Below are 24,908 nucleotides of genomic sequence, written 5' to 3' on the forward strand. Positions count from 1 at the left end.
CTACTTCAACGACTCGATCACGTCCTCGATCTTCTCCGGGTCTTGCTTGGCGTTGACCGCGGAATCCTTGTAGGCGATCTTGCCGTCCAGACCGATCACGAAGGTCCATCGTTTTGCCGTGGCCGTTCGCAACAGATCGGTCTCGGTGCCATCGATGATCTTCGTCACCGTTTTTTCACCCAGGGTGACGGGAACGCCGAACGCTTTGGCAACCTTGCCCTGGGTGTCGGCCAACAGCGCAAAATTCAACTGGTGGGCCTTCTTGAAGACGCGATGATTCTTGGCCGAGTCACCGCTGACCCCGATCACTTCCACACCGTCGGCGGTAAACGATTCCATCTTGTCACGATAACCGCAGGCCTGGGCCGTGCATCCGCCCGTCATGTCGGCCGGATAAAAGTAAACGACAAGGATTTTTTTACCGACGTGGTCGGCCGACTTCCAAGTCGCATCGGTGTCATCGACCGCTTCAAAGGACGGCGCCTTGTCACCGACGTCAATCGCCATCGCTTCGGCGGCAACGATCGACAACAACACGCAGGCGGAAATTTTGAAAAAACGCATCATCGAAAACTCTTTCAGGTAGGTGGGACCATCGGGCAGGAGCTGAAATTGTAATTCATCCGAACGCGTCATCGTCGGCTTTTGCTCTGTAAAAGTTGCCCGAGGGATGGATCGCGTCAACCGTGTTTCCGGTGCCGTGACCGGCTATCATGGACGGCCCCGATTCTAACTGAATTCCCGCCGAGACGATTGCATGTCGAACAAGATTCATCGCCCCCGCCCCAACTCCGTCGCATTTCTCGCCTGCCTCGCGATGTGTTGGCTTCCTGGATTAAGTGCCCGCGGCCATGCCGCCGAGAGCGATGCCGTCCAAATCGCGACCTTTGATTTAGATGTCACGCCGCCGGTCGGTTCGATGATGGCGTACGACCCGGTTCGCCGCAGCGATGAATTGGGGCTGCGATGTCGCGGTCTGGTCATTCGTGGCGCCGACCAGCCGATCGTGTTGTGCGCCGTCGATTGGATCGGGATCGCCAACGGCGCCCATGACGCGTTCCGCGACGCCCTGGCCGCCGCCGCCGAAACGACTCCCGATCGCGTCGCGGTGCACTGCCTGCATCAACACGACGCGCCGCGTTGCGACTTCACCGCCGAACAGATCCTGCACCACGCCGGCGCGACGGATCTCGGTAGCTTCGAAAGTTCCTTCCAACGCGAGGTGCTGCAGCAACTCGGTCAAGCGGTCACCGCGGCCCGGCCCCATGCCCAGACGATCACGCACGCCGGTTTCGGCACCGCCACCGTCGAAGACGTGGCATCGAACCGACGTCTGCTCGGCCCCGACGGAAACGTCAAAGCGACCCGTTACACCACCTGCCGCGATCCGGACCTGCGAGCTGAACCGGAAGGAACGATCGACCCGGAACTGAATTGCCTGGTGTTCTACAACGGCGACAAGGCGATTGCGTCGATGACCTACTATGCCTGTCATCCGCAGAGCTACTATCGCACCGGTGTCCCCAGTCCCGACTTCCCCGGCATCGCACGCATCATCCGCGGCCAAGACGTCCCCGAAACGATGCACATTCATTTCAACGGGGCCGGTGGAAACATCGGCGCTGGCAAATACAACGACGGCGACAAGGCGAACCGTTTGATTCTGGCCGCGCGCGTCGCCGACGCGATGAAACGCGCATTCGATTCTGCCGAGCGATTCCCGATCACTGCGGATTCGATTGCCTGGTCGGTCGCCCCGGTCGCTTTGCCGCCCGCCCCGCATTTGGACCGAGACCCGTTGCAAGCGGCACTGGAGAATCCGTCGTCACCCGAAGCTCAATCCGCGGCGGCCAACTTGGCTTGGCTCGGTCGCTGCCAATCCGGTCACAAGATCGACCTGACGTGTCTGGCCGTCGGTGACGTTCGCATCCTGCACATGCCCGGGGAGTTGTTCGTCGAATACCAACTGGCCGCGAAGAAGATGCGCGACGACCTGCACGTCGCGATGGCGGCCTATGGCGATTACGGCCCCGGCTACATCGGCACCGAGATCGCCTACGGACAAGGCGGTTACGAAACCAGCGAACGAGCGTCACGCGTCGACAAGAGTTGCGAACAAGTCCTGATGGACAACATCGCGAAGTTGCTCGGTTCGAAAGAATAGGAAATGGAATCCCACCGATGGCAAAGCGTCCCCACGGATGAAACACACCTCACCGAGTTGAAAGCCACACCAATCGATCACTCCCCATGACATCCGTGGGTACGCCTTGCCATCCGTGGGCCCACTCCTCTGCCCTGCCCATCCCAACCCATCCCAACCCGACGCATCATGATTCGTCTGTCCTACCGTTTATTTCTCCCCTGCCTGGCCGCCCTCCTCTCTCTCACCCCCACCCCTGCGGCCGACTTTGCCGATCAATTGCCGCGAATCGCACCGACCGAACCCGGCGACACGCTCGACGGCTTCCGGGTCGCCGACGGCTACCAAATCCAACTCGTCGCCGCCGAACCACTGGTCAACAGTCCCGTGGCGATCGAATGGGATGCCGAGGGCGCGCTGTTTGTTTGTGAAATGCGTGGTTACAGCGAAGACCGCGACGACAAGCTCTCACGCATCACGCGACTGATCGACACCGATGACGACGGCGTCTTCGATCGTCACACCGTTTACGCCGACCACTTGCTCTGGCCGACGGCACTGTTCCCGTACGACGGAGGCCTGTTTGTCGCCGACGCGCCGGACATCTTTTACCTGAAAGACACCGACGGTGATGGCGTCGCCGATTCAAAGCAAGTCGTGTTCACCGGATTCTCGATCGGAAACGTCCAGGGTCTACTGAACTCGTTTCGCTGGGGTTTGGACAACCGCATCCACCTGGCCTGTGGAACCGTCGGCGGCAAGGTGCGACGAGCGGACGAAGACGAATCGGCGGCCGTAGAAGTCCGCGGACATGACATGGCGTTTGATCCGAAAACCTATGCGTTCAGCTTGACCAGCGGCGGCGCCCAACACGGAATGTGTTTCGACGACTGGGGACGCAAATTTGTTTCCTCCAATAGCGATCACCTGCAACAAGTGATGTACGAAGATCGCTACATCAAACGAAACCCGTTGCTGGTCGCCCCGTCGGCTCGCCAATCGATCGCCGCCGATGGACCGCAAGCCGAAGTATTCCGGATCAGCCCGGTCGAACCCTGGCGTGTCGTTCGAACGCGATTGCGTGTCGCGGGACTGGTTGGCGGCCCGATCGAAGGCGGCGGCCGCGCGGCGGGCTACTTCACCGGCGCGACCGGCGTGACGATCTTTCGCGGCGACGCCTGGCCCAAAGACGATCACTCGCTGGCGATCGTTGGTGATGTCGGCAGCAATCTGATCCATCGCAAACGTCTCCGGCCTGCAGGCGTGCAGCTGATCGGAGAACGAATCGATACCGAATCGGAATTTGTTGCCTCCAAAGACAACTGGTTTCGGCCGGCCCAGTTCGCCTGCGGCCCCGACGGTGCGCTGTCGGTCGTCGACGTCTACCGCGAAGTCATCGAACACCCCAAAAGTCTTCCGCCGGAGATCAAGCAACACGTGGACCTGACATCGGGCCGCAATCGGGGCCGAATCTATCGCGTCGTCCCCGACCGCTTTCTTCATCGCCCGACACCCAAATTGAACACGTTCGACATCGAGTCCTTGGCGAAGCTGTTGCAACACCCCAACGCGTGGCACCGTGAAACCGCGGCCCGATTGATCTACCAGCGTCAGGACCATGCGATCGCCGAGACGCTACGGCGACAATCCAGACAGAGCAAGTCCGCCGCAGGACGCCTGCATTCGCTCTACGCACTCCACGGACTCGGTTTGCTCAAGCCCGAAGACGTGGCGGCGCGTTTCGACGATCATCATCCCCAAGTCGTCCGCCACGCGATTCGATTGGCCGAGCCATTTACCGCCGACGAGAACATCATCCATGACCTCAAGCCGCTGGTTCGTCATGCCTCCATCGACGTCCGTTATCAATTGGCGTTTTCGCTCGGTGAATTTTCGTTCCAGGCCAAGCCGGAGTGGCTCGCCGAACTGGCCCTGCAGAATCCCACCGATCGGTGGATCCAGACCGCCGTCTCAAGCTCCACCGGCGGCCAACCGGATCACTTGTTCGCCGCCCTGTTGAAATCCGGTTCCGTCGAACCGCTGGCCCCCTTCCTGCTGCAACTGGCCAAGCAAATCGATCGCGGCGATCAGAACGACCAGCGACGTCGCTCGTTGTCTGCGCTGGTCGGCGCGGTGCATCACCCCAGTCTGTTGCCGGCGATCGGACGTTTGAATCGCTCCGGTCGACGAGCTTCCATCGGCGACGAACTCTACAAACGCGCCGAATCGCTTGCCGCCAGTCTGATCCCGATGGCACTGGAGCAAGTTTCCGACGCGAAGCGTTCCGACGCCGAACGCACTCGCGCGATCGGCTGGCTGGGCAACGCGGCGATCGAAGACGTGTTCCCCACGCTCGTCGATGTCCTCCGTCAGCACACGTCGTCGGAGTTACAGATCGCCGTCATTCGTGCGATGGCCCGCAGCGATTCGCCCGAACTGGTCGAGATCCTGTTGGAACCCTGGCCGACCTGGAGTCCACGGCTTCGCAGTGCCGCCGGTGACGTTCTGTTTTCGACCGCCATTCGCTCGACCGCCGTGCTCGACGCCATCGATGCCGGCTCGATCGACGCGGCGGACATTTCGCTGGCACGTTGGAATGCACTCGCATCGAGTCGCGATCCGGAACTGCAAAAGCGCGCCGCAGACTACCTGGCGACGACCAAGGGTCCGTCACGGGAGGCGGTCATCGAGCGGTACCAGGAAACGTTTCAGTTGACCGGTGATGCCCGGCGCGGGGCGGAAGTCTTTAAACAGCAGTGTGCCGGCTGCCATCAAGCGGGCGACGTCGGACACGCGATCGGCCCCAGCTTGGCTGCGGCGGCAACGCGGGGCGGCGAATCGATTTTGACCAACGTGTTGGACCCCAACCGTGAAGTCAATCCGCAGTACGTCAACTACGTGGTGTTGACTACCGACGGCAGAACGATCGCCGGGATGATCGCCTCGGAAAACGCCAACAGCATCACCCTGCGCCGCGCCGAAAATGTGTCCGACACCATTTTGCGACAGGACATCGAATTATTGCGAAACACCAATCAATCGATCATGCCCGAAGGTTTCGAAAAAGCGATCCCGCCGCAAGCGATGGCCGACCTGATCGAGTACCTGATCACGAGTCTACGCAGCTAACCCCAGCGGGATGCGCAAGCGGCCTGTTGATTGAGTGAGCCGCAGGCGCGTAAGCGGCCGGGCATCCAGGCGCCCGCCCGAGGCCTTACGGCCAGCGGCTCACCATTGACTCAGCAGATCTCGGTTCAATCGACAACCCGGTTAGCGAGCGGCACGTGACCAATCGTTTACAATCAATGCCAACACGAACATTATGAATCACCCGAATCAGCATCGCTCCATGAAACACCGAATCAGCCGTCGCCTACGTGTTTGATTCAAAGCAACCCAGCGGTTGGGTGCAGGGAACTTTTTCCGATTCTGAGCTGCGGCTGAGAATCAACACACTTGACAGGTCCCACCCAAAGAGCGATGAAGAGCTGAGGGTGTCGCTGAGAGTCTAGTCCCAACGGTCCGCAAGACGTCATGTTTGGAGTGGGATAGGCTTCCAGCCTGTCATTCCTGGATCGACGAGCCTGGAAGCCTATCCCACTGTTCGTCCACCCGCTCACTAGTGTCACACGCCGCCAATGACTTCCTCGCAAACGAAAAACGCATCATGACGATACGCTGGGGATTGCTGGGATGTGGCGACATCGCCAGCAAACGGGTTGCCGACGCGATCGTCGCCGATGAACGCTCCGAATTGGCGGCCGCTTGCCGGCGGACCGAGCACCTGCTCCAGGCGTTCGGAGAACGATTCAACATCCCCACGTTGACGACGTCTGCGAAGGAATTATTTGCCCGCGAAGACTTGGATGCCATCTACATCGCCACGCCGGTCTATCGGCATTGCGCCCAAACGATCGCCGCCGCCGAAGCCGGCAAACACGTGCTGGTCGAGAAACCGATGGCCTACTCCCCCGCGGAATGCCAACGGATGATCGCCGCCTGTTCCACGTCCAAAGTGATCTTGGGCGTGGCCTATTACCGGCGGTTTTATCCCGTCGTCTTACGCTTGGCCGAATTGATCGCCGACGGCACCCTGGGGCGTCCGCTTTCGATCCTGGCGACGACGGGCAATTCGACACGATTCCCCACCGAAGACTGGCGGGTGGTGAAAGCCCTGGGCGGTGGCGGTCCGCTGATGGACATCGGTAGCCACCGCTTGGACTTGTTCCTGCAACTCTTCGGACGACCGCGACACGTCCAAGCGACCTGCGCGCCGTCGCCGGAACATGACACCGAAGACATGGCATCGTTGTTGATCGAATTCGAAAACCGGTGCCACGGGATGCTGCAGTGCTACTTTGGGACCGTCGACACCCCCGACCGTTTGGAAGTGATCGGCACCGACGGTCGGGCGACCACCGAAGACCTCAACGGCGGCGACTTGACGATCATCACCGCCCAAGGACGCCGCACCGAGTCGCACCCGCCGCACGCCAACCTGCACGCCCCGCTGATCAGCGACTTCACCGACGCGATCGTTTCGGGCCGCCCGCCGACGGTGACCGGGGAGATCGGCATGGCGACCAACGACATCATGGCCATCGCCTACCGCGAATCGACGGACAACCGCGTGCGGTGACGCGACTCTCGCGAAGCGGTCCTCAACCCGGTCGAAACCTACTGGGCATCCGGATCGACTTCTTCGGGCTCGGGATTTTCATCGACCCACTGAGCCAATTCATCGTGCTCGGCGGTCGTCTCCACGCTATCGGCAGAGCCTCCACAGCCGCCGAGCATCGGGACGCACGAAACCAAAACCATCGCACAGCAAAACCATTTCTTCATCGCAATCCTCGACAGGAAAAAAAGAGAGACTCTGATTCGTCAATCCAATGAACGTGAAACGAACGCGGGTCCGGCGCGCCGATTCGAATTAAAAATCGGCGGAAATGACTTCGTTCGACGCTCGCGTCCCCAACGCTCCCCACAGACCGAAGGGGCTTTTGCTGCCCGGCGGCACCATGTCCGTGTCCCTGCCGACCTGAGCGCTGGTCTGATCCCCCGCCTCGATGGAATCCGTGATGAATCGGATCGAACCATCGGCCAACAGGATGTGACAGCCGCCCTGGTGTCGGCTGCTGGGCGGCAAGATTCCCGCGTTAAAATTATTCCAGTCTGTGCAGAGCGGGGAGTTCGGGGGCGAGATCGTCGTGCACATCCCCCACAGCGATCGGCTGTGCGCCCAGCGATACCCGCGTTTCTGCTCTGCGTGACCGCCCGGCCCATGGGGGTTGGTAAACGTGGCGGTCGACAACCAAAATCGTGGGCGCTCCGGATCGATGTAGACGTCGCATTGCTGAACACCTCCGGGCAGCCAGATGGTGTCTCGACCGCTCGGGGCAAGCGCGGCACGCGTCCGCACGTCATTGTCGCCCAGGCTGCTGGCGATCTCGCCGGCGGCAATGGTATTGGACAACCCGTCAAGAATGTCGCGAAACTTGGAGTCGTAACGATGAATGAACACGCCGCGGCAGGATGCCTGGCGATGGAGCGGTCCCGCCGCACCACCAAAATCCGCCCCGCTGTCTGAGCGACCTCCATGCCAACTTCTCATCGAATCGCCGACACAAGCCATGTAGTTGCTGCGTCCCTGGGCCGGCAATCCGACGCCTGGATCGCTCGGGCATCGGAACATTGGGATTTCCGTCAGCCACGGTTCGTATCGGGCGTTGGCATGTTGGGCAAGTGAACGGCGCGGACAGGGTCCCATCGGCGGAAACAGCGCTCCGGTGCTCGCGTCGGTCAGCGGATTACCGATTTGATCCCACAACCCCTGCTGCTCGACATATGGCAACATCGAAACCAACCAACTCACCTCCAAACGATTGCTGGAGCGCGGTGCGGCGCCCGGGTTGGGCGCCTCTGGGTTTCCCCCGTTTCCGCTGGGCGTTCCCGTGCCATGTTTCGGCAATCGTTTGAAAGCCGAGTGGTAGTTGTGCAGCCCGATCCCGATTTGTTTGAAATTGTTGCTGCAACTCATCCGGCGAGCCGCCTCGCGCGCCGCCTGGACGGCGGGCAATAACAGCCCCACCAGAATTCCGATGATCGCGATCACGACCAATAATTCAACGAGCGTAAACCCGCGTTGAAGCGACGGACGAGCGTCGCTTTTGTGACGTTTCTTAACAGCGATCACTATTCTTACCCCCTGGCAACCAATCACGTTTCATGGAACGCCACCGCAGCTTTCTGAGATGGCTTGCTTCGACGCTGAAGGAGTATAGCGGGGCATCGAACACCCCTGTTGCAAAGCTGAAAGAAAAGTTCACGCCAAGAACATCATTCGCGTGAAAAGAAACAAGCGTCCACCGGTTGTATTCAGGGCTGATGGATGGATGTTGGCGCAATCCGTCGCTGCGAGCGCAGCGATCGGGAATCGCCTGAAGAGACCGTCCAGCTTAAGACGGTCGCTTTTCTGATGTACGATGGCCCTTCCGGGCCGTCGCCCGTGGGGCTCTGCGCGACGACCTAGAAAGGACGTCGTACACTCCTCCGCCGACCACCTCTTACCCATTCGGTCAGATCGTTCGGATTTGTCGCGTTTCGCGCTAGCCCTAAACTGGATGGTCTCTGAAGGCGAGACACCAACGGCGCCGGTGTACCGTTCACCTCCAACCCTACTCCGGCTCGTAGGCCAGGTTGGGTGTCAGCCACTTTTCGATCTCGGCGATCGGCTTGCCTTTGCGGCTGGCGTAGTCTTCGATCTGGTCCTTGGTGACTCGGTCGACGGCGAAATAACGGGCATCGGGGTGGGCGAAGTACAATCCGCTGACGGCCGCACCCGGTGTCATCGCGTAGGAACTGGTCAGCTCGACCGTCGTGTTGGCTTCCGCGTCGAGCAGATCGAACAACGTTCGCTTCTCGGTGTGGTCGGGACAGGCCGGATAGCCGGCGGCGGGACGGATGCCGCGATACGCTTCGTCGATCAACTGCTCGGTGGACAACGTTTCTTCGGCACCATAGGACCAATCGCGGCGCGCCCGCTGGTGCAGCATTTCCGCGAGCGCCTCGGCACAACGATCCGCGACCGCTTGGACCATGATGGCGTTGTAGTCGTCGTGCTTGGCCTTGAAACTTGCCGCCAGCTCGGCGGCTCCGATTCCCGCCGTGACGACGAAACCGCCGATGTAATCCTTGCGGCCGCTGTCGACCGGGGCCACGTAGTCGGCCAGGCTGCGGAAATCCTTTTGCCCCTTTCGCTCCCACTGCTGTCTTAAAAAGTGAAAACGCGTCAGCTCGGTCTGACGAGACTCGTCGCTGTACAGGATCACATCATCACCGTCACTTGCCGCGGGCCAGAAACCGTACGCCGCGCGAGCCTTCACGCTGCCGTCGGCGATGATTTGGTCCAACAGTTTGTTGGCATCGTCAAAGATCTTTTTCGCCTCTTCGCCGACCACCTTGTCTTCAAAAATCTTGGGATACTTGCCTTTCAGTTCCCAGGTCATGAAGAACGGCGACCAGTCGATGTAGTCGCGAATCTCGGCCAGCGGGACATCCTTTAAGACACGTGTTCCGGTGAACGACGGCTCGTCGATGCGGACGTTTTCCCAATCGGTGGCAAATCGTTTTTCCAGCGCTTCGGTGTAGGGCACCAGTTTTTGCTTTCGCTCTTTGAAACTCGCCACCGCCTTGACCTGTTCTTCGGCGTTCTTGGCGATGAAGGCGTCGCGGTGTTCGTCGCTGAGCAAGCGTTCGACGACGCCGACACTACGGCTGGCATCGACGACGTGCACGACCGGCGATTCATAGACCGGTGCAATCTTGACCGCCGTGTGTTTGGCGCTGGTCGTCGCCCCGCCGATCAACAGCGGAACGTTCATCTTGCGGCGTTTCATCTCGCGTGCGACGCTGATCATTTCATCCAGGCTGGGTGTGATCAGCCCGGACAGCCCGATGATGTCGGCGTTGTGCTTGGCGGCTTCGTCCAGGATCGCGTCGGCGCTGACCATCACCCCCAGGTCGATGACTTCAAAGTTGTTGCACTGCAACACCACGCCGACGATGTTCTTGCCGATGTCGTGGACGTCACCCTTGACCGTGGCGATCAAGAACTTGCCCCGCGCCGAGGCGTTCTCCAGTCCCGCGGCGAGTTTCTCTTCTTCCATGAAGGGTTCCAAGTAGGCGACCGCCTTCTTCATCACCCGCGCCGATTTGACGACTTGGGGCAGGAACATCTTGCCTTCGCCGAACAGGTCGCCGACGACTTGCATGCCGTCCATCAACGGGCCTTCGATGACTTGCAAACAGCGATCGAAACTCTGACGGGCCTCTTCGGCGTCTTCTTCAATGAATTTATCGATGCCCTTGATCAAGGCGTGCTTCATCCGCTCGGCCACGGGCGCGTCACGCCAAGCCAAGTCCTCGCCGGCCTTCTTCATGCCGGTTCCCTTGAAGGTTTCGGCCAGTTCCAGCAATCGATCGGTCGCATCGCTGCGGCGATTGAGCAGGACGTCTTCGACGTGTTCGAGCAGGTCCTTGGGGATCTCTTCATAGACTTCCAGTTGGCCGGCATTGACGATGCCCATGTCCAAACCGGCTTCGATGGCGTGGTACAAAAACGCGCTGTGCATCGCCTCGCGGACGCGATCGTTGCCTCGGAACGAGAAACTGATGTTGCTCACGCCGCCGCTGGTTTTCGCCCCCGGGCATTCCTGTTTGATCCGGCGAATTGCATTGATGAAGTCGACCGCGTAGTTATCGTGCTCGGAGATCCCGGTGGCGACGGTCAGGATGTTGGGGTCAAAGATGATGTCTTCGGGCGGAAAGTTGACCTGATCGACCAAGATTTGGTAGGCGCGTTTGCAAATCCGCACCTTCTCGTCCTCGGTCGCCGCTTGGCCTTTTTCGTCAAACGCCATCACGACCGCCGCGGCACCGTATTGGCGAACCAATTTAGCCCGTTCGATGAACTTTTCTTCGCCGTCCTTGAGCGAGATCGAATTGACGATCGCTTTGCCCTGGACGTTTTGCAGCCCCGCTTCGATGACTTCCCACTTGCTACTGTCGATCATCACGGGCACCGACGCGGTCACGTCGTCACCGGAGATCAACCTCAAAAAACGGACCATCGCTTCGGCACCGTCCAGCAGCGCGTCGTCGAAGTTGATGTCGATGATCGTCGCACCGTTCTCGACTTGCTCGCGGGCAACTTCGACCGCGGTGTCGTAGTCTTCGTCGCGGATCAGCCGGGCAAATTTGCGGCTGCCGGTGACATTGGTTCGCTCGCCGACCATCGTGAAGGGAACTTCGGGCCGCATCACCATCGGCAGCAAACCGGACAGCCGGGTGTAGACCGGCCCGGGGGTTTCCTGTTTGGGTTTCAGTTTGGCCACCCGCTCCGCCATCGCACGGATGTGGTCGGGCGTGGTGCCACAACATCCGCCCAAGATGTTGATCCAACCGTTGTCGGCAAATTCGCCGACGATGTCCGCCATCGCTTTGGGACCGAGATCGAACTGGCCCATTTCGTTGGGCAATCCGGCGTTGGGGTGGCAACTGATCGGGATGCCCGCGACGTGGGACAGGGCTTCGATGTGGGGGCGCATCACGTCGGGGCCGAGGGCACAGTTCATGCCGACCGACAGCAGCGGAAAATGCTCCAACGCCGTGAAGAACGCTTCGACCGACTGACCGCTGACGAAGGTTCGGCCGCCCTTGTCAAACGTGCCGCTGACCATCACGGGGACGCGGCGTCCACCGGCGTTGAAAAAATCTTGGATCGCGAACAAACAGGATTTCAAGTTCAACGTGTCGATCGCCGTTTCCGGCAGCAGGATGTCGACTCCGGCAGCCACCAGCGATTCGACCTGGGCGCGGTAGCTGGCACGCATCGCTTCGAAGGTCGTGGGTCGAAAGGCCGGATCGTCCACCTTCGTGCTGATCGCCAGCTGCATCGTCGTCGGACCGATCGAACCGGCGACAAAACGCGGCTTGTCGGGCGTTCGCTCGGTCCACTCGTCGGCCGCTTTCCGGGCGCAGGCGACCGCGGCTCTGTTGATTTCGTCGACCAGTTCCAGCGGCAGATCAAACTCGACCATGCCCACCGGCGAGGCACCGAAGGAGTTGGTTTCGACGATGTCCGACCCGGCCTCGTAGTAGGCCCGGTGGATGTCCGTGATCTTTTCGGGGTGGGTCAGGCACAGGATGTCGGAAAAATTCTTCAGATCTTTGTGGTGATCGGCGAACCGATCCCCACGCACTCCCGCTTCATCCAGCCCCAAACGCTGGATCATGGTCCCCATCGCCCCATCCAGGAGCAGAATGCGGTCCCGAACGAGTTCGGACAGGAGATCGGCGGTCGAATTGGCTTGCAGCATCATAAAAATCACTAATGAGTGTGGACTCTTCGAGCCCGTATTCTCGTGGTCCGGCAGAAAATCACAAGGTGAACCGGGAAAGTCGGCGAGAAGACGACATTCAGCCTTGCCGTAACCGCCCAAGTTTGACTATTCCGCAAAAGCCTGAAGACAGACACAGATAAACACCGATGAAGCCTTACCAGGGCCGGTCGGTGCTCCCCAGATGAAACGGTTCCACGGATGGGCCGATTTCGGGGAATTTCTGACTTTCTTGTGCCGAACAGGCGTGGAAACTCGCTGCGGAAAATCACTGATGGATCAGGAACGAGACACGACGAATAACGCCAAACGTTCGCGACCGGGACGCTTTCGGGCTGAGAAATCGCCGAAAGTTGTGCGTCCGGGCGACGCGCCGGAAACGCCCGCCCCTTCCTACAGGGGGGACTTCCAGGAAATCTCCGATCCGACGTCCGCCCGAGTGGACTCGGCGGCTGAACCCTTGCCCACGCTGTTTGAATTGCCCGATCGAACCCCCGAAGGGTTGCAGCGAAAGCGCGACGCCGGACGCGTTTCGATCCACGGCGCCCACAGCGGACCTCCGGCCAGCCACGTCGACCCGCCGTCGGGAAACCACAGCCATCTCAGCCACTCCGGTCCGCTCTCACCGGACCACTCGGATTCCGCAATGCCCGGTGGATCTGCGATGCCCGCTGGCGTCGACCGGCGTTCCGATTCGGATCCGTCCCGCGTCGGGTCACCGCTGGACGCAAGTGAATCACCCGACGAAGCACGCGTTGCGGCCTACCACGACGAATCGATGAACTGGGCCACCGCCAAAGCATCCTGGGCGACACGTTCGGCCATTGTGATGCTGGTGTTGCTGATGGTCACCCTGGCTTTCTTCTCCGGACGCGGACTGAACAGGACCGGAACGACCGAAGATCCGGCTCGCTTGACCGATGTCGACGCCGAAGACGTTGAAGAAACCGTCGTCATGATCACCGAAGACATCCAGTTGATGGATGATGCGGCCGCCGCCGAAGCGCCGCAGGCCATCATCCCGGACGACCGGTCCGCGCAGATCGCACAAGAGTCCCCCACCGCTGACGTTCCCACCGAGACCGTCGATGGCACGGCACTGGATGCCCCACCCAGCTATATCGCCGACGGACCTGCACCAGCGGGCATGCTTGGCGAGCCCTCGGCGATCCTGCCCGCGGAATTCGACTTGGCCAACCAAGCGATCTCGTCCGCCTCGGCGGCAAGCGAAATCCCCAACATTCCGCCGAGCTTCGAATCCAATCAGTCGGTCGTCGGGTTCCGTAGCGGCGAGACGCCGAACGTTCCACCGACCGCCGCCACCGATGTCGATTCCGATCTACTGCCCGCCGGAAACCTGCCCGCCGGAAACCTGCCCGCCGGGATGGAAGACCGCCTGCGACTGGAAGATGGACTGCGTTACAGCGACACGCCGTATGCGATCGGCAACTTTCTGGAAATCCTGAAAGCCTGGGAAGACTCCGAACAGCAGTAGGCCTCAACGCTCCGTCGTCCGACGCAGCCGAACAGCCAATCTGACCGTGCAGCACCTGCAGCAGCGACAAGCCTGTCACCCGATTGAAAACGAACCAAACCATGAAGACCAACCAGACGTTCATCGGCGCCTACACACGCAACCGTCGTCGCACAGGCTTGCATCCCAACGACGCCCCCACGGCAATCGAGCCCACGGCAATCGAGCCCGCCGAGGCGATCGTCCCCGAGGAGGTCGCCCCAGAGCTTGCCAGCCAAGTCGTCGAGCAGCCGCACGCGTCCCCCCCTGCCTCCCATCTGCCCCCGACATCGGCGCCTGCACCGGCAGCGGCAGCGATCGATGAAACCGAGACCCTCGAAAAACTGCTCAGTCAATCGATTTCCGTGTCCGACACCTTCGTCGCAGCCAGTGAAATCTGGATCGATCAGCCCGCAGGCCAGGTGATGCGGATTGATCGTCCGCCGACACCGGCCCCCGCCCCGGAACCGATCGAACCTGTCCCAACCGTCGCGTCGGCCCAGCCGACTGCTCAAGCCCAGCCGACTGCTCAAGCCCAGCCGACTGCTCAAGCCCAGCCGACTGTTCAAGCTCAGCCAACTGTTCAAGCCCAACCGACTGCTCAAGCCCAACCGACTGCTCAAGCCCAACCGACTGCTCAAGCTCAACCGACTGCTCAAGCTCAACCGACTGTTCAAGCTCAACCGACTGCTCAAGCTCAACCGACTGCTCAAGCCCAACCGACTGCTCAAGCCCAACCGACTGCTCAAGCCCAACCGACTGCTCAAGCTCAACCGACTGCTCAAGCTCAGCCACCGCTCAGCGACTGCTCAAGCTCAGCCGACTGCTCAAGCTCAGCCGACTGCTCAAGCTCAGCCGACTGCTCAAGCTCAGCCACCTGCTCAAGCTCAGCCAACAGCTCAAGCTCAGCCAACAGCTCAAGCTCAGCCAACTGCTCAAGCTCAGCCAACTGCTCAAGCTCAGCCAACTGCTCAAGCTCAGCCACCTGTTCAAGCTCAGCCAACTGCTCAAGTCCAGCCGCCTGCTCCGGCCGAACCGGCTGCCTGCGCCGAGTCCGCCGAGCAGACGGAATCGACTGCGGCTGCAGCCCCGACCCAGCACGCGGCCGACGTTCGCGACGGGGAGACGATCACCCGAGAGCTCGACGCGTTGGTCGATGTGGTGGAGCAGCAAGCGAACGAGGAGTTTTTAAGCGACGCGAAAGCTGACGATCAGGCTCCCCAGAAGCCGAACACCATCGCCGAACCCGCATTCGTCGACAGCGCGACGGCCCCCGCCGTCGATCCGCCAGCGGACGACATCGATTCAACCGCCCCACGCTGGGCCGGTGCGACTTGGGAAGTCGACGCGTTCGATCTCCCCTCCACCGTCGCAGACCTGTTCTTTGACGAAACGTTTTTTCGCTCGATCGCCGAACACCTCGGCCAATCCGTGCGAGAAGGCCTGCGCAGCGTCCTGGTGACCAGTTTGAGTGCGGGCGAAGGACGCTCGACCGTTGCGATCGGCACTGCCATTGCCGCGGCAGCCACCGGCGTGCGCGTGGCCCTGATCGACATCGATCTGGACACGCCCAGCCAATCGGAACTGTTGCGTTTGGAAGTCGAAACCGATTGGGTGACCGCGATTCGTCAAGGCGAACGCATCGAGGATGCCGCGATCGCATCGATCGAAGACGGTGTGACACTGCTGCCGCTGGTGCTTTCCGGTCACCGAGGCTTGCCGATCACTCCGACAGAAATCGACCAACTGCTGGAACAACTCGACGGCTGTTTCGATCTGCTATTGTTCGACGGCCCCGTTGCGGGCGCCTGGGCGACGCCTCAAATTGCCGCCGCGGTCGACTCCAGCTTGATCGTCCGTGACGCCCGCCGAACCAGCCCCTCCGAAGTCGCCTCTGCCGCCGCCCAGCTCCGCCGCCAAGGCGTCGTGGGCATCGGCGTGGTTGATAATTTCTGCGGGTAGGCGTGCCGGGGAGTCGGGAGTCGGATGGCAGAAAAATAGTGGGCAGAAAAATGAAGAGACGGAGACAAGAAAATCGGTGACAAGAAAATAAATCACCGGCACCATTTTCTTGTCACCCATTTTCTTGTCTTTCCTTCCCCACCGATTTTCCTGCCCCCCATTTTTCTGCCAACCCCGCGTCCCTTCCTCAACGAGGAATCACTTCGCCGCCGTCGCGGGTGATCAGTTTCTTGAGCACCTCCGGATCGAGTTTCTCCGTCCTCCGAACGCTGCCGTCGGCCATCAGGTAAGTCACCGGATCAAAGAACTCTGTCTCGCCATTCCAGATCAGATCCTCCGGCTTGGTCCACGGCACGCTGTTTTTGGTTTCGATCAATAGCAGTGTATTGCTGGTGCCATCGAGGAAATCACGTAGTCCGATTCCGCCTTCGGTTCCCAGTGCGCTGTTTCCGGTCGCAAAGCCCAAGTAGTTCGTGTGGCCGCTCGGTTGATCATCGGCCGCGTTTGGACTGCGATAGACTTCCGGCATTTGATCGAGCAGTTTGAGATTGTTCTCGCTGTTCCAGGGCTCGTCAAACCTGTACTGTTCGTACAACAACGCTCCCTCCACGAACGGCAGGATCGCGACGCGCCAGCTGAACGGGTAGATCTTTTTCTTTCCCGCTCCCACGGCCCCTTCCTGCACGTTGACCGAACCGGGGAACTTGCGATAGACCGAGTGGAAGTTGTGAAAGGCGAGTCCGATCTGCTTCAAGTTGTTTACCGAATTCTGTTGCAGTACCGCCGCGCCGGTCGGGTCACCATGTTGTTTGAGATACTGATCGACTCCCAGCGTTTTCAGTTGCCGAATCGTCGCCAGCGCTTTGGCTTCATCTGAATCGGGACCTGTCGGCGGGATTTGATTGATCTCGGAAAATGCACCCAGCTTTTTGAATCGATACAGGTGCCCCTTCCCTTGGTTTCTCAGCCGGCCCTGAAACGGCATCTCCGCGGTGTCCAGGAAGGGATCAAATTGAAACACCATGGAGGATTCATCGGGGAACTGACAGCCGACCGGGATTTGATTCCCCGTCACTTCGTCGACCGCCAGCATCTTCAGCCCCTGATGATCCTGCTGGAACCTGGTGAACTGACCGGCGGAGACTTGGAGGTCCGCCTGCGAGTTTTGTTTGGTCACGGCATAGAATTCGGTTTGATCGATGGCCAGCAGCATGCCTTCGGGCAGGACGCTGTTGGGTTGTTTGTATCCGACCAACAGCCAGATCCCCGAGAGTTTTTCAAGCACGTCGTTGTGCCGCGTCGCTGCCCGCTGGGCCAGTTTTTCCTCGGCGGCCGGCCGAACGACGTCAGCCGCTTTTGCATCCCCTGTGTCGTCATCGGGTTCCTTCACGACTTCGATGGTGGCTCCATCGAGCGGCGCCTGAAACACCGTCCCGTCGGGGAACGTGATCTTGATGAACAATCCCATCAGTAGTCCGAGCAAAACGCCGAGCAGTCCCGCAGCGATCGCAGTGGTCAACGGAACCGTCCGTCGATACCACGGCTGTATCTGCGCGGTCGTCGAATGCGGTAACGTTTGTGTCCGCGTTTCGGCAGCGGACGCCGTTTCCACCAGTCGAACCAAGTCATGCCCAGCGGCCCATGTCGCCAACGACGCCGCGACGTGGGCCGGTGTTTGCGGGCGTCGGGCCGGATCCTTGGCCAACATCGAATCGACCAGACGTACCAAAGCAGGTGGACAATCCTGAACCCGATCGGCCAGACTGGGCGGAATTTCGGAGACCTGGGCGGTCATTTTGGCGAACACCGTCTGGTGCGTCTGATCGGCAAAGGGTGCATTGCCCGAGAGCAGTTTAAAGAGGGTGCATCCGAGCGAATAAATATCCGACCGGCAATCCACCTCGCGACCATCGGTCACCTGTTCCGGCGAAATATAGTCCGCCGTCCCGATCGCCTGACCCGCCGCCGTCAGCTCATGTTCCCGGCCGCTCTGGTAGCGTGCCAGGCCCAGATCCAACAACTTCACTTCACCGTTGCGGCTGATCATGATGTTGGACGGTTTGACATCGCGATGTACAAACCCTTGATCGCTGGTGTACTGCAGTGCCGCGGCGACTTTGCGAATGATCTCACAGGCGTCAGCGACGGCGACCGGACCGTGCTTTGCCACCAGCTCGCCCAGGTCCAACCCGTCGATGTACTCGGTCACCAAAACCGCCGCCCCGTCCACTTCGCGGGCATCGTGCGCGGTCACGATATTGGGGTGGCTCAACTGGCCGACGGCACGCATTTCGGAATCAAAGCGATCGCGGGTGCGTTGGTCGGCGTGTCGGTGTCCCGAGAGCAATTTCACGGCGACGTGGCGGCCGAGTTTGTTGTGCCGCGCCAAGAAGACTTTGCCCATCCCGCCACGGCCGAGCAAGCGGACGATTTCGTACTCGCCGATCGTTCGAGGGACGTTGTGCAGCCCGGTGTCGGACGGTGCATCGGCCGTCGCCAGCGCCCCCAAGGCTTTGACCATCGCCAGCTTGCAATCGGGCTCCTCGGCCAGGCTCGCGAATTGATCCGTCGCCCGCAGTTCGCCGATCAACGAATCTTCGGCGTCGTCGACCGTTTCGAGTTCGGCCTGACACGAGGTACAGGAACGAAGGTGTTCGAAAAGCTCGTCATTCTCGGCCTCGGGCAGCCGCCCGAGCGAATAAGCTCTCAATCGTTCCGCCGTCGGGCACTGGGTCGCTGTCATCATCGCATTCTCCTCATGTTTCGGTTCAGGTTCAAGCATCAAAGTGGGATAGGCTTCCAGCCTGTCATCCCAGCCGGAAGCGTCACGGCCTGTCGATTGAGTGAGCCGCGACGCGTAAGCGGCCGGGCATTTCGGCGCCCGCCCGAGGCCTTACGGCCAGCGGCTCACCATTGACTCCGCAGATCCCAGTTCAATCGACAAGCTGGTCAGCGAGCGGCGTGCAGTGAAAACACAGCCGTCACCCGCCACTGGCTCACGCCACGTGCTGGTGGGCGTCTTGCCACTTGGATGAACGCAGACGTCTGACACCAAATTCCGAAAAAAGATTCGGTTACACTTTTCCCTATGAATGCCCATCCCGATGACCGGCGACGCCCCGAGCACCCGACGCTGTCCCACCCGTTTCTTGAAGGCGTCCAGCAGAACGACCCCGCCCAGTGGAGCCGGCTGGTGGAAACGTTTGGTCCGATCGTGTACCGCTGGTGCCGCACCTCCGGCGTCGCCGAAAGTGACGCGCCCGACGTGGTGCAAGAAATCTTTGCGTCGGTCGCTCGGGGCATCTGCGGTTTCGAACGCCAGAAGGAGTCCGGCAGCTTTCGCAGTTGGCTGGCGACGATCACACGCAACCGCGTCAGGGATCACTTTCGAAAGCTCGCCGGCAGACAACCGGCCGAAGGCGGCACGGAGGCGTTGAGACGGCTGCAACAGAAAGCCGACTCGCTGGATGAATCCATCGACGGTGACTCGATCAGCAGCCCGCTGGTGCGTCAGGTCTTGAAGTCCGTCAAGGTGGAATTCGAACCGGCGACCTGGGACGCCTTCTGGTTGTCGACGATCGAGAGCCAACCCGCAGCCTTGGTCGCCGAGACCACCGGGTTGTCCGTCGCCAGTGTGTATCAATCCAAATCACGGGTTTTGCGCAAATTAAGACAGCGGCTGAGCGAATTGCCGTGATCGACGACCGGCACCCCAGCGGGACGCGCTGTAAAGCATTGGTTAGCGGCAGGGCGCGAGCCCTCCGGTTGCTCATCTTTGCCAAACCACCGGAGGGCTCGCGCCCTGCCGCTAAAACCTCAAGTTGGCGGCGCGACGCGTCAGCGAGGCATCCATTGACCTTGCCCCACCCGTTTTGCTAGGGATGATCGCTGAACCGTGCCCCCGCAAATCGTCAATGAGAGTTCATCGTGATCCCCAACCGAGCGTCCGCCCTGATGCTAGCGATGACGGTCGCCGCGCTGACGCAACTCGGCTGCGCGCTGCCGACCGGGATCCTGCGTTCCCGCTGGGCGATGGACGATCCCGAGTACGCCGAAAAATACTGTGACGGTGCGGAAAAGAGCGACGTGCTGGGCAAGCTCAAGCAGGCCTCCGACGCGAGATTCCAAGAAGACGCCAGCGGCATGTTCGTCTCCAGCGGCGTCACCAAACGAAGCGATGCCGACGACGGCCTATTCACGGTCGACATCGGAGCGGAAATGTATGCGACCAGCTTCATGACGGCGCGGGCCTCCTTGATGGGCATGGGCAACGGCGATGACTGGTTCACCGGCGTGGACGCGGGGTTGCGACTGCAAACGCCCAGCCGACTGGCACCCTTCGTCGGCGCGGGCGTCTATGCGGGATACGCCAAAGAAGTGGTCTCCGCCGACGATGACTGGATCGACAACGACGACGACGGGTTCATCGACGAACGCGGCGAAGACAAGGAACGCTTCTCGGGCTCCCTGGCGGCGATCTATCCCGAAGTCGGCGCCCATTTTTGGTGGACACCCCGAATCCGCTTGACCAGCTACGGGCGATACATGGTCACCACCGAAGGCCGCGATGCCGATGACTGGCAAGCCGGCTTCGGTCTGGCCATCTTCACCAACCCCAACCTGCCCTAACGTGGCGTAAGCTTCCAGCTTGCGACCCCATGGAACAGGCTTCCAGCCTAACGTGGCGTAAGCTTCCAGCTTGCGACCCCATGGAACAGGCTTCCTGCCCTAACGTGGCGTAAGCTTCCAGCTTGCGACCCCGCGGAACAGGCTTCCAGCCTAACGTGGCGTAAGCTTCCAGCTTGCGATCCCGTGGAACAGGCTTCCAGCCGACAGGCTGGAAGCCTATCCCACCTCTCTGATCATGGTCTCAACGAGATTCGGGCAACCGCTGTTCGATCCGTTCAAGCAGCTCCTCGATCAGCTCCTCGGGGCGATCGTCCGACGCCGCCAGGTTGACCGTTTCGGCATCCGGATTTCGATGATCGTACAATTCCACAAATCCGTCCTTGTGCACGATCAATCGATGTGTGTCGGTGCGAATCGTTTTGGCGTTGTTGCGATAGGCGATCGCCGAATGCCCCTCAGCGTCTTCGTTTTCCAACAACGGCCGAAGCGATCGGCCTGCAGCGAACGCTGGAATCCGCACCCCCGCCAGGTCGCAGAGAGTGGGGAAGACGTCGAGGGTTTCGACGATTCCATCGGCCGGCTTTCCGACCTGTCTCATCTTGGGGTAGCGGATGATCAACGGCGACCGCAACGATTCTTCGAACAGACAATGTTTGCCCCAGATCGCGTGCTCGCCGAGATTCCAACCGTGGTCTCCCCACAACACCACGATTGTGTTGTCGGCTTGCCCCGTTTCCTCCAAGCGATTGAGCACTCGACCGACCTGCGCGTCGGCATACGTGACGCAAGCGGCGTAGTGTCGGCGGACGTCGGTGGCGAACGCATCGTCATCGTTGGGGTTGCGTCCCCAGCGGTTGTACTTCATGAATTCGCCGGACGAATGCCAGGTCGTTTTTCCCTGCGGCTTTTCGGGATGCGGGATCGGCGGCAATTCCACATCGATGTAGGGCTTCATGTACTTGGCCGGCGCACCGAACGGCAAATGGGGACGCAGGATTCCGACGGCCAGAAAGAACGGCGGCTCGTCGGCGGCGGTCAATTGATCCAGCTGACGCAGTGCTTCGTCGACCGAGATTCCGTCGGGATAAATCGAATCATCACCCTCGGCCGACTGGAACACGTCCATCTCTTTGGCATTCTTGCGGATCTCGCCGTGAGCCAGCCCGTGCATCCAACCGCGCGGGTGCTGCCAGTCGCCGGCCGGCAGCAAATGTCGGTCCCAGGCGTTCGGCATCTCGGGCATCGCTTCGTCGTCCCAGTCCGAACCGCCACGTCCACCGGGATGATGTGAGACCTTGCCGACCGAAACGGTCCGATAACCATGCTTGCGAAACCAAGCCGGCATGCTGGGCGGAACCGCGGCGGAATCGTTTTGCATTTGTTTCGCGCGTGCAAACAGCGCCCCGTTGCTGGCCGGACCGTAGAGCCCCGTCAGCAAGGTGTAGCGAGACGCACCGCACGTCGGTGCCTGGACGTAATGCCGCTGAAACGCACGACCAGACGCCGCAAGCGCATCGATGTTCGGCGATTGGATATACGATTTCCCGAAACAATTCAGTTCCGGACGGAGATCATCGACGCAGATCAACAGGACATTGGGGCGTTCGGCGCCGAGCGTGGCTGCAGCTGCGATGAAGACGAAGAGGGCGGAAATCGATCGGAGGCGATGCATCGGTCTGGGGAATTTCGCGTCTTGGGAAGGTTTGGTTTCAACCCATGGTATCCGGAGCGGTGGTCAAAAAATGGGTGGGTCAAAAAATATCAGAAATCGTGCCAGCGGAGTTCTCGTCCCCTGAAATCCGTGGGTACGCTTTGCGATCCGTGGTCCTTTCCCCGCCATTTTTTGACCACCCCATTTTTTGACCAACAATCTCCTCCCACCGCCTGACAAGATTTCAAAGCAACAAAACGCCTGATTACATGGCACGGGCGACGATGACAGGCTGTAATAGAGCGTCTCGCTCCCGACCGCCCCCTCCCCACACGGCACCGATGAATACCCGCCCCCGTTTCCTGTCCCTACAACTCTGTTGTCTGCTCGTCCTTTGGTCGGCCACGACGAACGTATCAGCCGAGCGGCCCAACGTCCTGATGATTCTGGTCGACGACTTGAAACCGGCGCTGGGATGCTACGGCGACCCGATCGCCAAGACGCCGAATTTGGACGCACTCGCCGCGCGGGGCATGCGATTCGATGCCGCTTATTGCAACCAAGCCGTCTGTGCTCCCTCACGGTTCACCCTGATGCTCGGCTCACACTCCACGTCGACGGGGCTGTATGGGCTGGGCAGCGAACTGCGGCAAGTGATGCCCGACGCGGTCACGCTGCCGCAACACTTTGCCGAGCACGGCTATCGCACCGAATCGCTCGGCAAGATCTTTCACATCGGCCACGGCAACCATGGCGATCCGGAATCGTTTTCCATTGAGCACTTCAAAGAAAAAGTGATTGAGTACGTCGATCCGGAAAGCACCGGCGGAGGACAGCTGACGCGTGAAGAAGCGTACTTCACCAACCAACAGCTCGACCGCATCAAGTCGCTGCCGCGCGGAGCGGCCTACGAATCGCCCGTCGCCGACGACGAAGCCTATGCCGACGGACGTGTCGCCGCCGAAACGATGCGTCGCCTGCGCGCGGCCAAACAACGGCGCGACGCCGATGGAACGCCGTTCTTGATCGCCGCCGGGTTCGCCCGCCCCCACCTGCCCTTCTCCGCACCCAAGCGATACTGGGACCTGTTTGATCCGGACGAGTTGCCGATGCCGGACAACGAAGACCTGCCCAAAGACTCGCCGACCGTCGCGCACAAACGCGGCGGTGAAATCACCAATTACAAACCCGTCCCCGAAGATCGCGATGCCGAGTATTCCGACCAGCTGAAACGCAGCCTGATTCACGGCTATTATGCCAGCACCAGTTACGTCGACGCACAAATCGGCAAGGTCATCGACGCACTCGATGAACTGAAACTGTCCGATGACACCATCATCGTGCTTTGGGGCGACCACGGGTTCCACCTCGGCGATCTGGGGATCTGGACCAAGCACACCAACTACGAACAAGCCAATCGGATCCCGATCTTCATCATCGCGCCGGGGACGACGAAGCCGAATCAATCCACCGGCCAGCCCGCCGAGAGCGTCGACATTTATCTCACGCTGGCCGAGTTGGCTGGACTGCCCGAGCCCACCGGCCCCCAATCGATCGACGGCGTCAGCCTGGTACCGGTGCTGAAAGATCCCAGCGTTCGCGTGCGGGGACACGCCTTTCACGCCTACCCCAAACGCAAGATGGGGCGAGCGATTCGCACCGAACGTTACCGGTTGGTCGAATGGAAAACACCCGGTGTAGACTCGACCGATGCCGAGTACGAACTGTACGACTATGAAGCCGACCCGAGTGAAACACAGAATCTGGCGAATGAAAAACCGGACCTCCTGGCAGACTTGAAAGCGATTCTCGCCGGCTATCCCGAAGCGGTCCCAAGGAACCGCCGCGTGCCATCGCGATCTTCGCAAAAAAACCTCCCGGTCCTGAAGACGCCGCCGATCGCCAACCGAAACTTGGAGATCAAAGCGACGATCAAAGGCCCCAAACCGCACGGTGTGGTCGTGGCGCAAGGTGGACGCGAACACGGCTATGCGTTGCACGTGATCGACGGAGAACCGGTCTTTGATGTCCGCCGATCCGGGAACGTCACGCGGCTGAAATCGAACATCAAAGTCAGTGGGCAAAGTCGCCTGGTCGCAACGCTCGATGGCCAATCGATCAGCCTGTCGATCAACGGCGGGACGGCGACGACGCTGCCCTCACCCGGATTGATCACGGTGCAACCCAAGGACGGAGTGTCGGTCGGTTCGGACGACCAGTCGGCCGCCGGAGACTACGAGGCCCCCAACGTTTTCACTGCAACCATTGTCACGTGCAACGTCGCGACCACGACGCCAGGTCACTCTAACTGATCCACGGAACACGCAGTACACTGCAGCAGAGGGTGCGACCTGCTGCGATGACGATTGCAAATGGTTTGATTTTCGTCGACCGTTCGCCGGACTGGCAGCGTCCATGGATTGTGAGCGACCTGCGGGTCACCTTCAGCCGTAAAAGTTTTTGGGTGGCTTCTTTTGACCACAGAGTCGCGTTAACGAGGGAGTCGGAAGGCCATCGTTCTGCGAACTCATCGTTTTGCCCCCATTGTTTTGCCCGATGGGACCGACGAATCGTTCCGCCCACCAGTCGCAACGTCGACGACTTCACCGA

At 60.5% G+C, this 24,908-nt stretch carries 14 protein-coding genes; 8 read left to right on the plus strand and 6 right to left on the minus strand.

The annotated features are described in order from the left end of the window. Entirely contained in the window at positions 1-636 is a 636-nt protein-coding gene (locus tag Enr13x_RS32535) for a peroxiredoxin (protein ID WP_231743912.1), read from the minus strand. Positions 637-757: 121 nt separating this feature from the next. On the opposite strand from Enr13x_RS32535, the gene Enr13x_RS32540 reads away from it, so the two are divergent. The 3 genes from Enr13x_RS32540 (at position 758) to Enr13x_RS32550 (ending at position 6,782) form a co-directional block, all read left to right on the plus strand. Continuing rightward, positions 758-2,164 carry a hypothetical protein gene (locus Enr13x_RS32540; RefSeq protein ID WP_197455518.1) on the plus strand — a complete coding sequence of 469 codons (1,407 nt, stop codon included), beginning with the start codon at positions 758-760 and terminating at the stop codon, positions 2,162-2,164. Between the two features lie 168 nt (positions 2,165-2,332). Then, the gene (locus Enr13x_RS32545) at positions 2,333-5,272 is read left to right on the plus strand and encodes a PVC-type heme-binding CxxCH protein (protein WP_145391056.1); all 2,940 of its coding nucleotides are present in this window, start codon (positions 2,333-2,335) and stop codon (positions 5,270-5,272) included. A 538-nt stretch (positions 5,273-5,810) separates the two neighbouring features. Continuing rightward, positions 5,811-6,782, plus strand: coding sequence for a Gfo/Idh/MocA family protein (locus tag Enr13x_RS32550; protein ID WP_145391057.1), 972 nt, complete (start codon positions 5,811-5,813; stop codon positions 6,780-6,782). Positions 6,783-6,820: 38 nt separating this feature from the next. Here the strand turns inward: Enr13x_RS32550 and Enr13x_RS38540 are convergent, their stop codons facing one another. The 3 genes from Enr13x_RS38540 to metH all read right to left on the minus strand — a co-directional run bounded on the left by Enr13x_RS38540 (position 6,821) and on the right by metH (position 12,522). Next, positions 6,821-6,988 carry a hypothetical protein gene (locus Enr13x_RS38540; RefSeq protein WP_197455519.1) on the minus strand — a complete coding sequence of 56 codons (168 nt, stop codon included), beginning with the start codon at positions 6,986-6,988 and terminating at the stop codon, positions 6,821-6,823. Positions 6,989-7,076: 88 nt separating this feature from the next. Then, on the minus strand, positions 7,077-8,339 hold the full coding sequence (locus tag Enr13x_RS32555) for a DUF1559 family PulG-like putative transporter (RefSeq protein WP_231743913.1): 1,263 nt from the start codon (positions 8,337-8,339) through the stop codon (positions 7,077-7,079). A 481-nt stretch (positions 8,340-8,820) separates the two neighbouring features. Then, positions 8,821-12,522: a methionine synthase gene (metH, locus tag Enr13x_RS32560; protein WP_145392820.1), complete on the minus strand. Its 3,702-nt coding sequence runs from the start codon at positions 12,520-12,522 to the stop codon at positions 8,821-8,823. A 295-nt stretch (positions 12,523-12,817) separates the two neighbouring features. Between metH and Enr13x_RS32565 the strand changes: the two genes are divergently transcribed. Both Enr13x_RS32565 and Enr13x_RS32570 read left to right on the plus strand, forming a co-directional pair. After that, positions 12,818-14,038, plus strand: coding sequence for a hypothetical protein (locus Enr13x_RS32565; protein ID WP_145391058.1), 1,221 nt, complete (start codon positions 12,818-12,820; stop codon positions 14,036-14,038). A 450-nt stretch (positions 14,039-14,488) separates the two neighbouring features. Beyond that, the gene (locus Enr13x_RS32570; RefSeq protein ID WP_145391059.1) at positions 14,489-16,018 is read left to right on the plus strand and encodes a P-loop NTPase; all 1,530 of its coding nucleotides are present in this window, start codon (positions 14,489-14,491) and stop codon (positions 16,016-16,018) included. 187 nt (positions 16,019-16,205) lie between these two features. On the opposite strand, the gene Enr13x_RS38545 is transcribed toward Enr13x_RS32570, so the two are convergent. Beyond that, entirely contained in the window at positions 16,206-18,764 is a 2,559-nt protein-coding gene (locus Enr13x_RS38545) for a protein kinase domain-containing protein (protein ID WP_197455520.1), read from the minus strand. A 342-nt stretch (positions 18,765-19,106) separates the two neighbouring features. Between Enr13x_RS38545 and Enr13x_RS32580 the strand changes: the two genes are divergently transcribed. Next, positions 19,107-19,715, plus strand: coding sequence for an RNA polymerase sigma factor (locus Enr13x_RS32580; protein WP_145391060.1), 609 nt, complete (start codon positions 19,107-19,109; stop codon positions 19,713-19,715). Between the two features lie 230 nt (positions 19,716-19,945). Next, positions 19,946-20,647, plus strand: a complete 702-nt coding sequence (locus Enr13x_RS32585) for a hypothetical protein (protein ID WP_231743914.1) — start codon at positions 19,946-19,948, stop codon at positions 20,645-20,647. A 241-nt stretch (positions 20,648-20,888) separates the two neighbouring features. On the opposite strand, the gene Enr13x_RS32590 is transcribed toward Enr13x_RS32585, so the two are convergent. Next, positions 20,889-22,319: a sulfatase gene (locus Enr13x_RS32590; protein WP_145391061.1), complete on the minus strand. Its 1,431-nt coding sequence runs from the start codon at positions 22,317-22,319 to the stop codon at positions 20,889-20,891. 320 nt (positions 22,320-22,639) lie between these two features. Here Enr13x_RS32590 and Enr13x_RS32595 point away from each other — a divergent pair, with 320 nt between their 5' ends. Then, positions 22,640-24,610: a sulfatase-like hydrolase/transferase gene (locus Enr13x_RS32595; RefSeq protein WP_145391062.1), complete on the plus strand. Its 1,971-nt coding sequence runs from the start codon at positions 22,640-22,642 to the stop codon at positions 24,608-24,610. The last annotated feature ends 298 nt before the right edge of the window (positions 24,611-24,908 follow it).

The organism is Stieleria neptunia (assembly GCF_007754155.1).
Lineage (GTDB): Bacteria > Planctomycetota > Planctomycetia > Pirellulales > Pirellulaceae > Stieleria > Stieleria neptunia.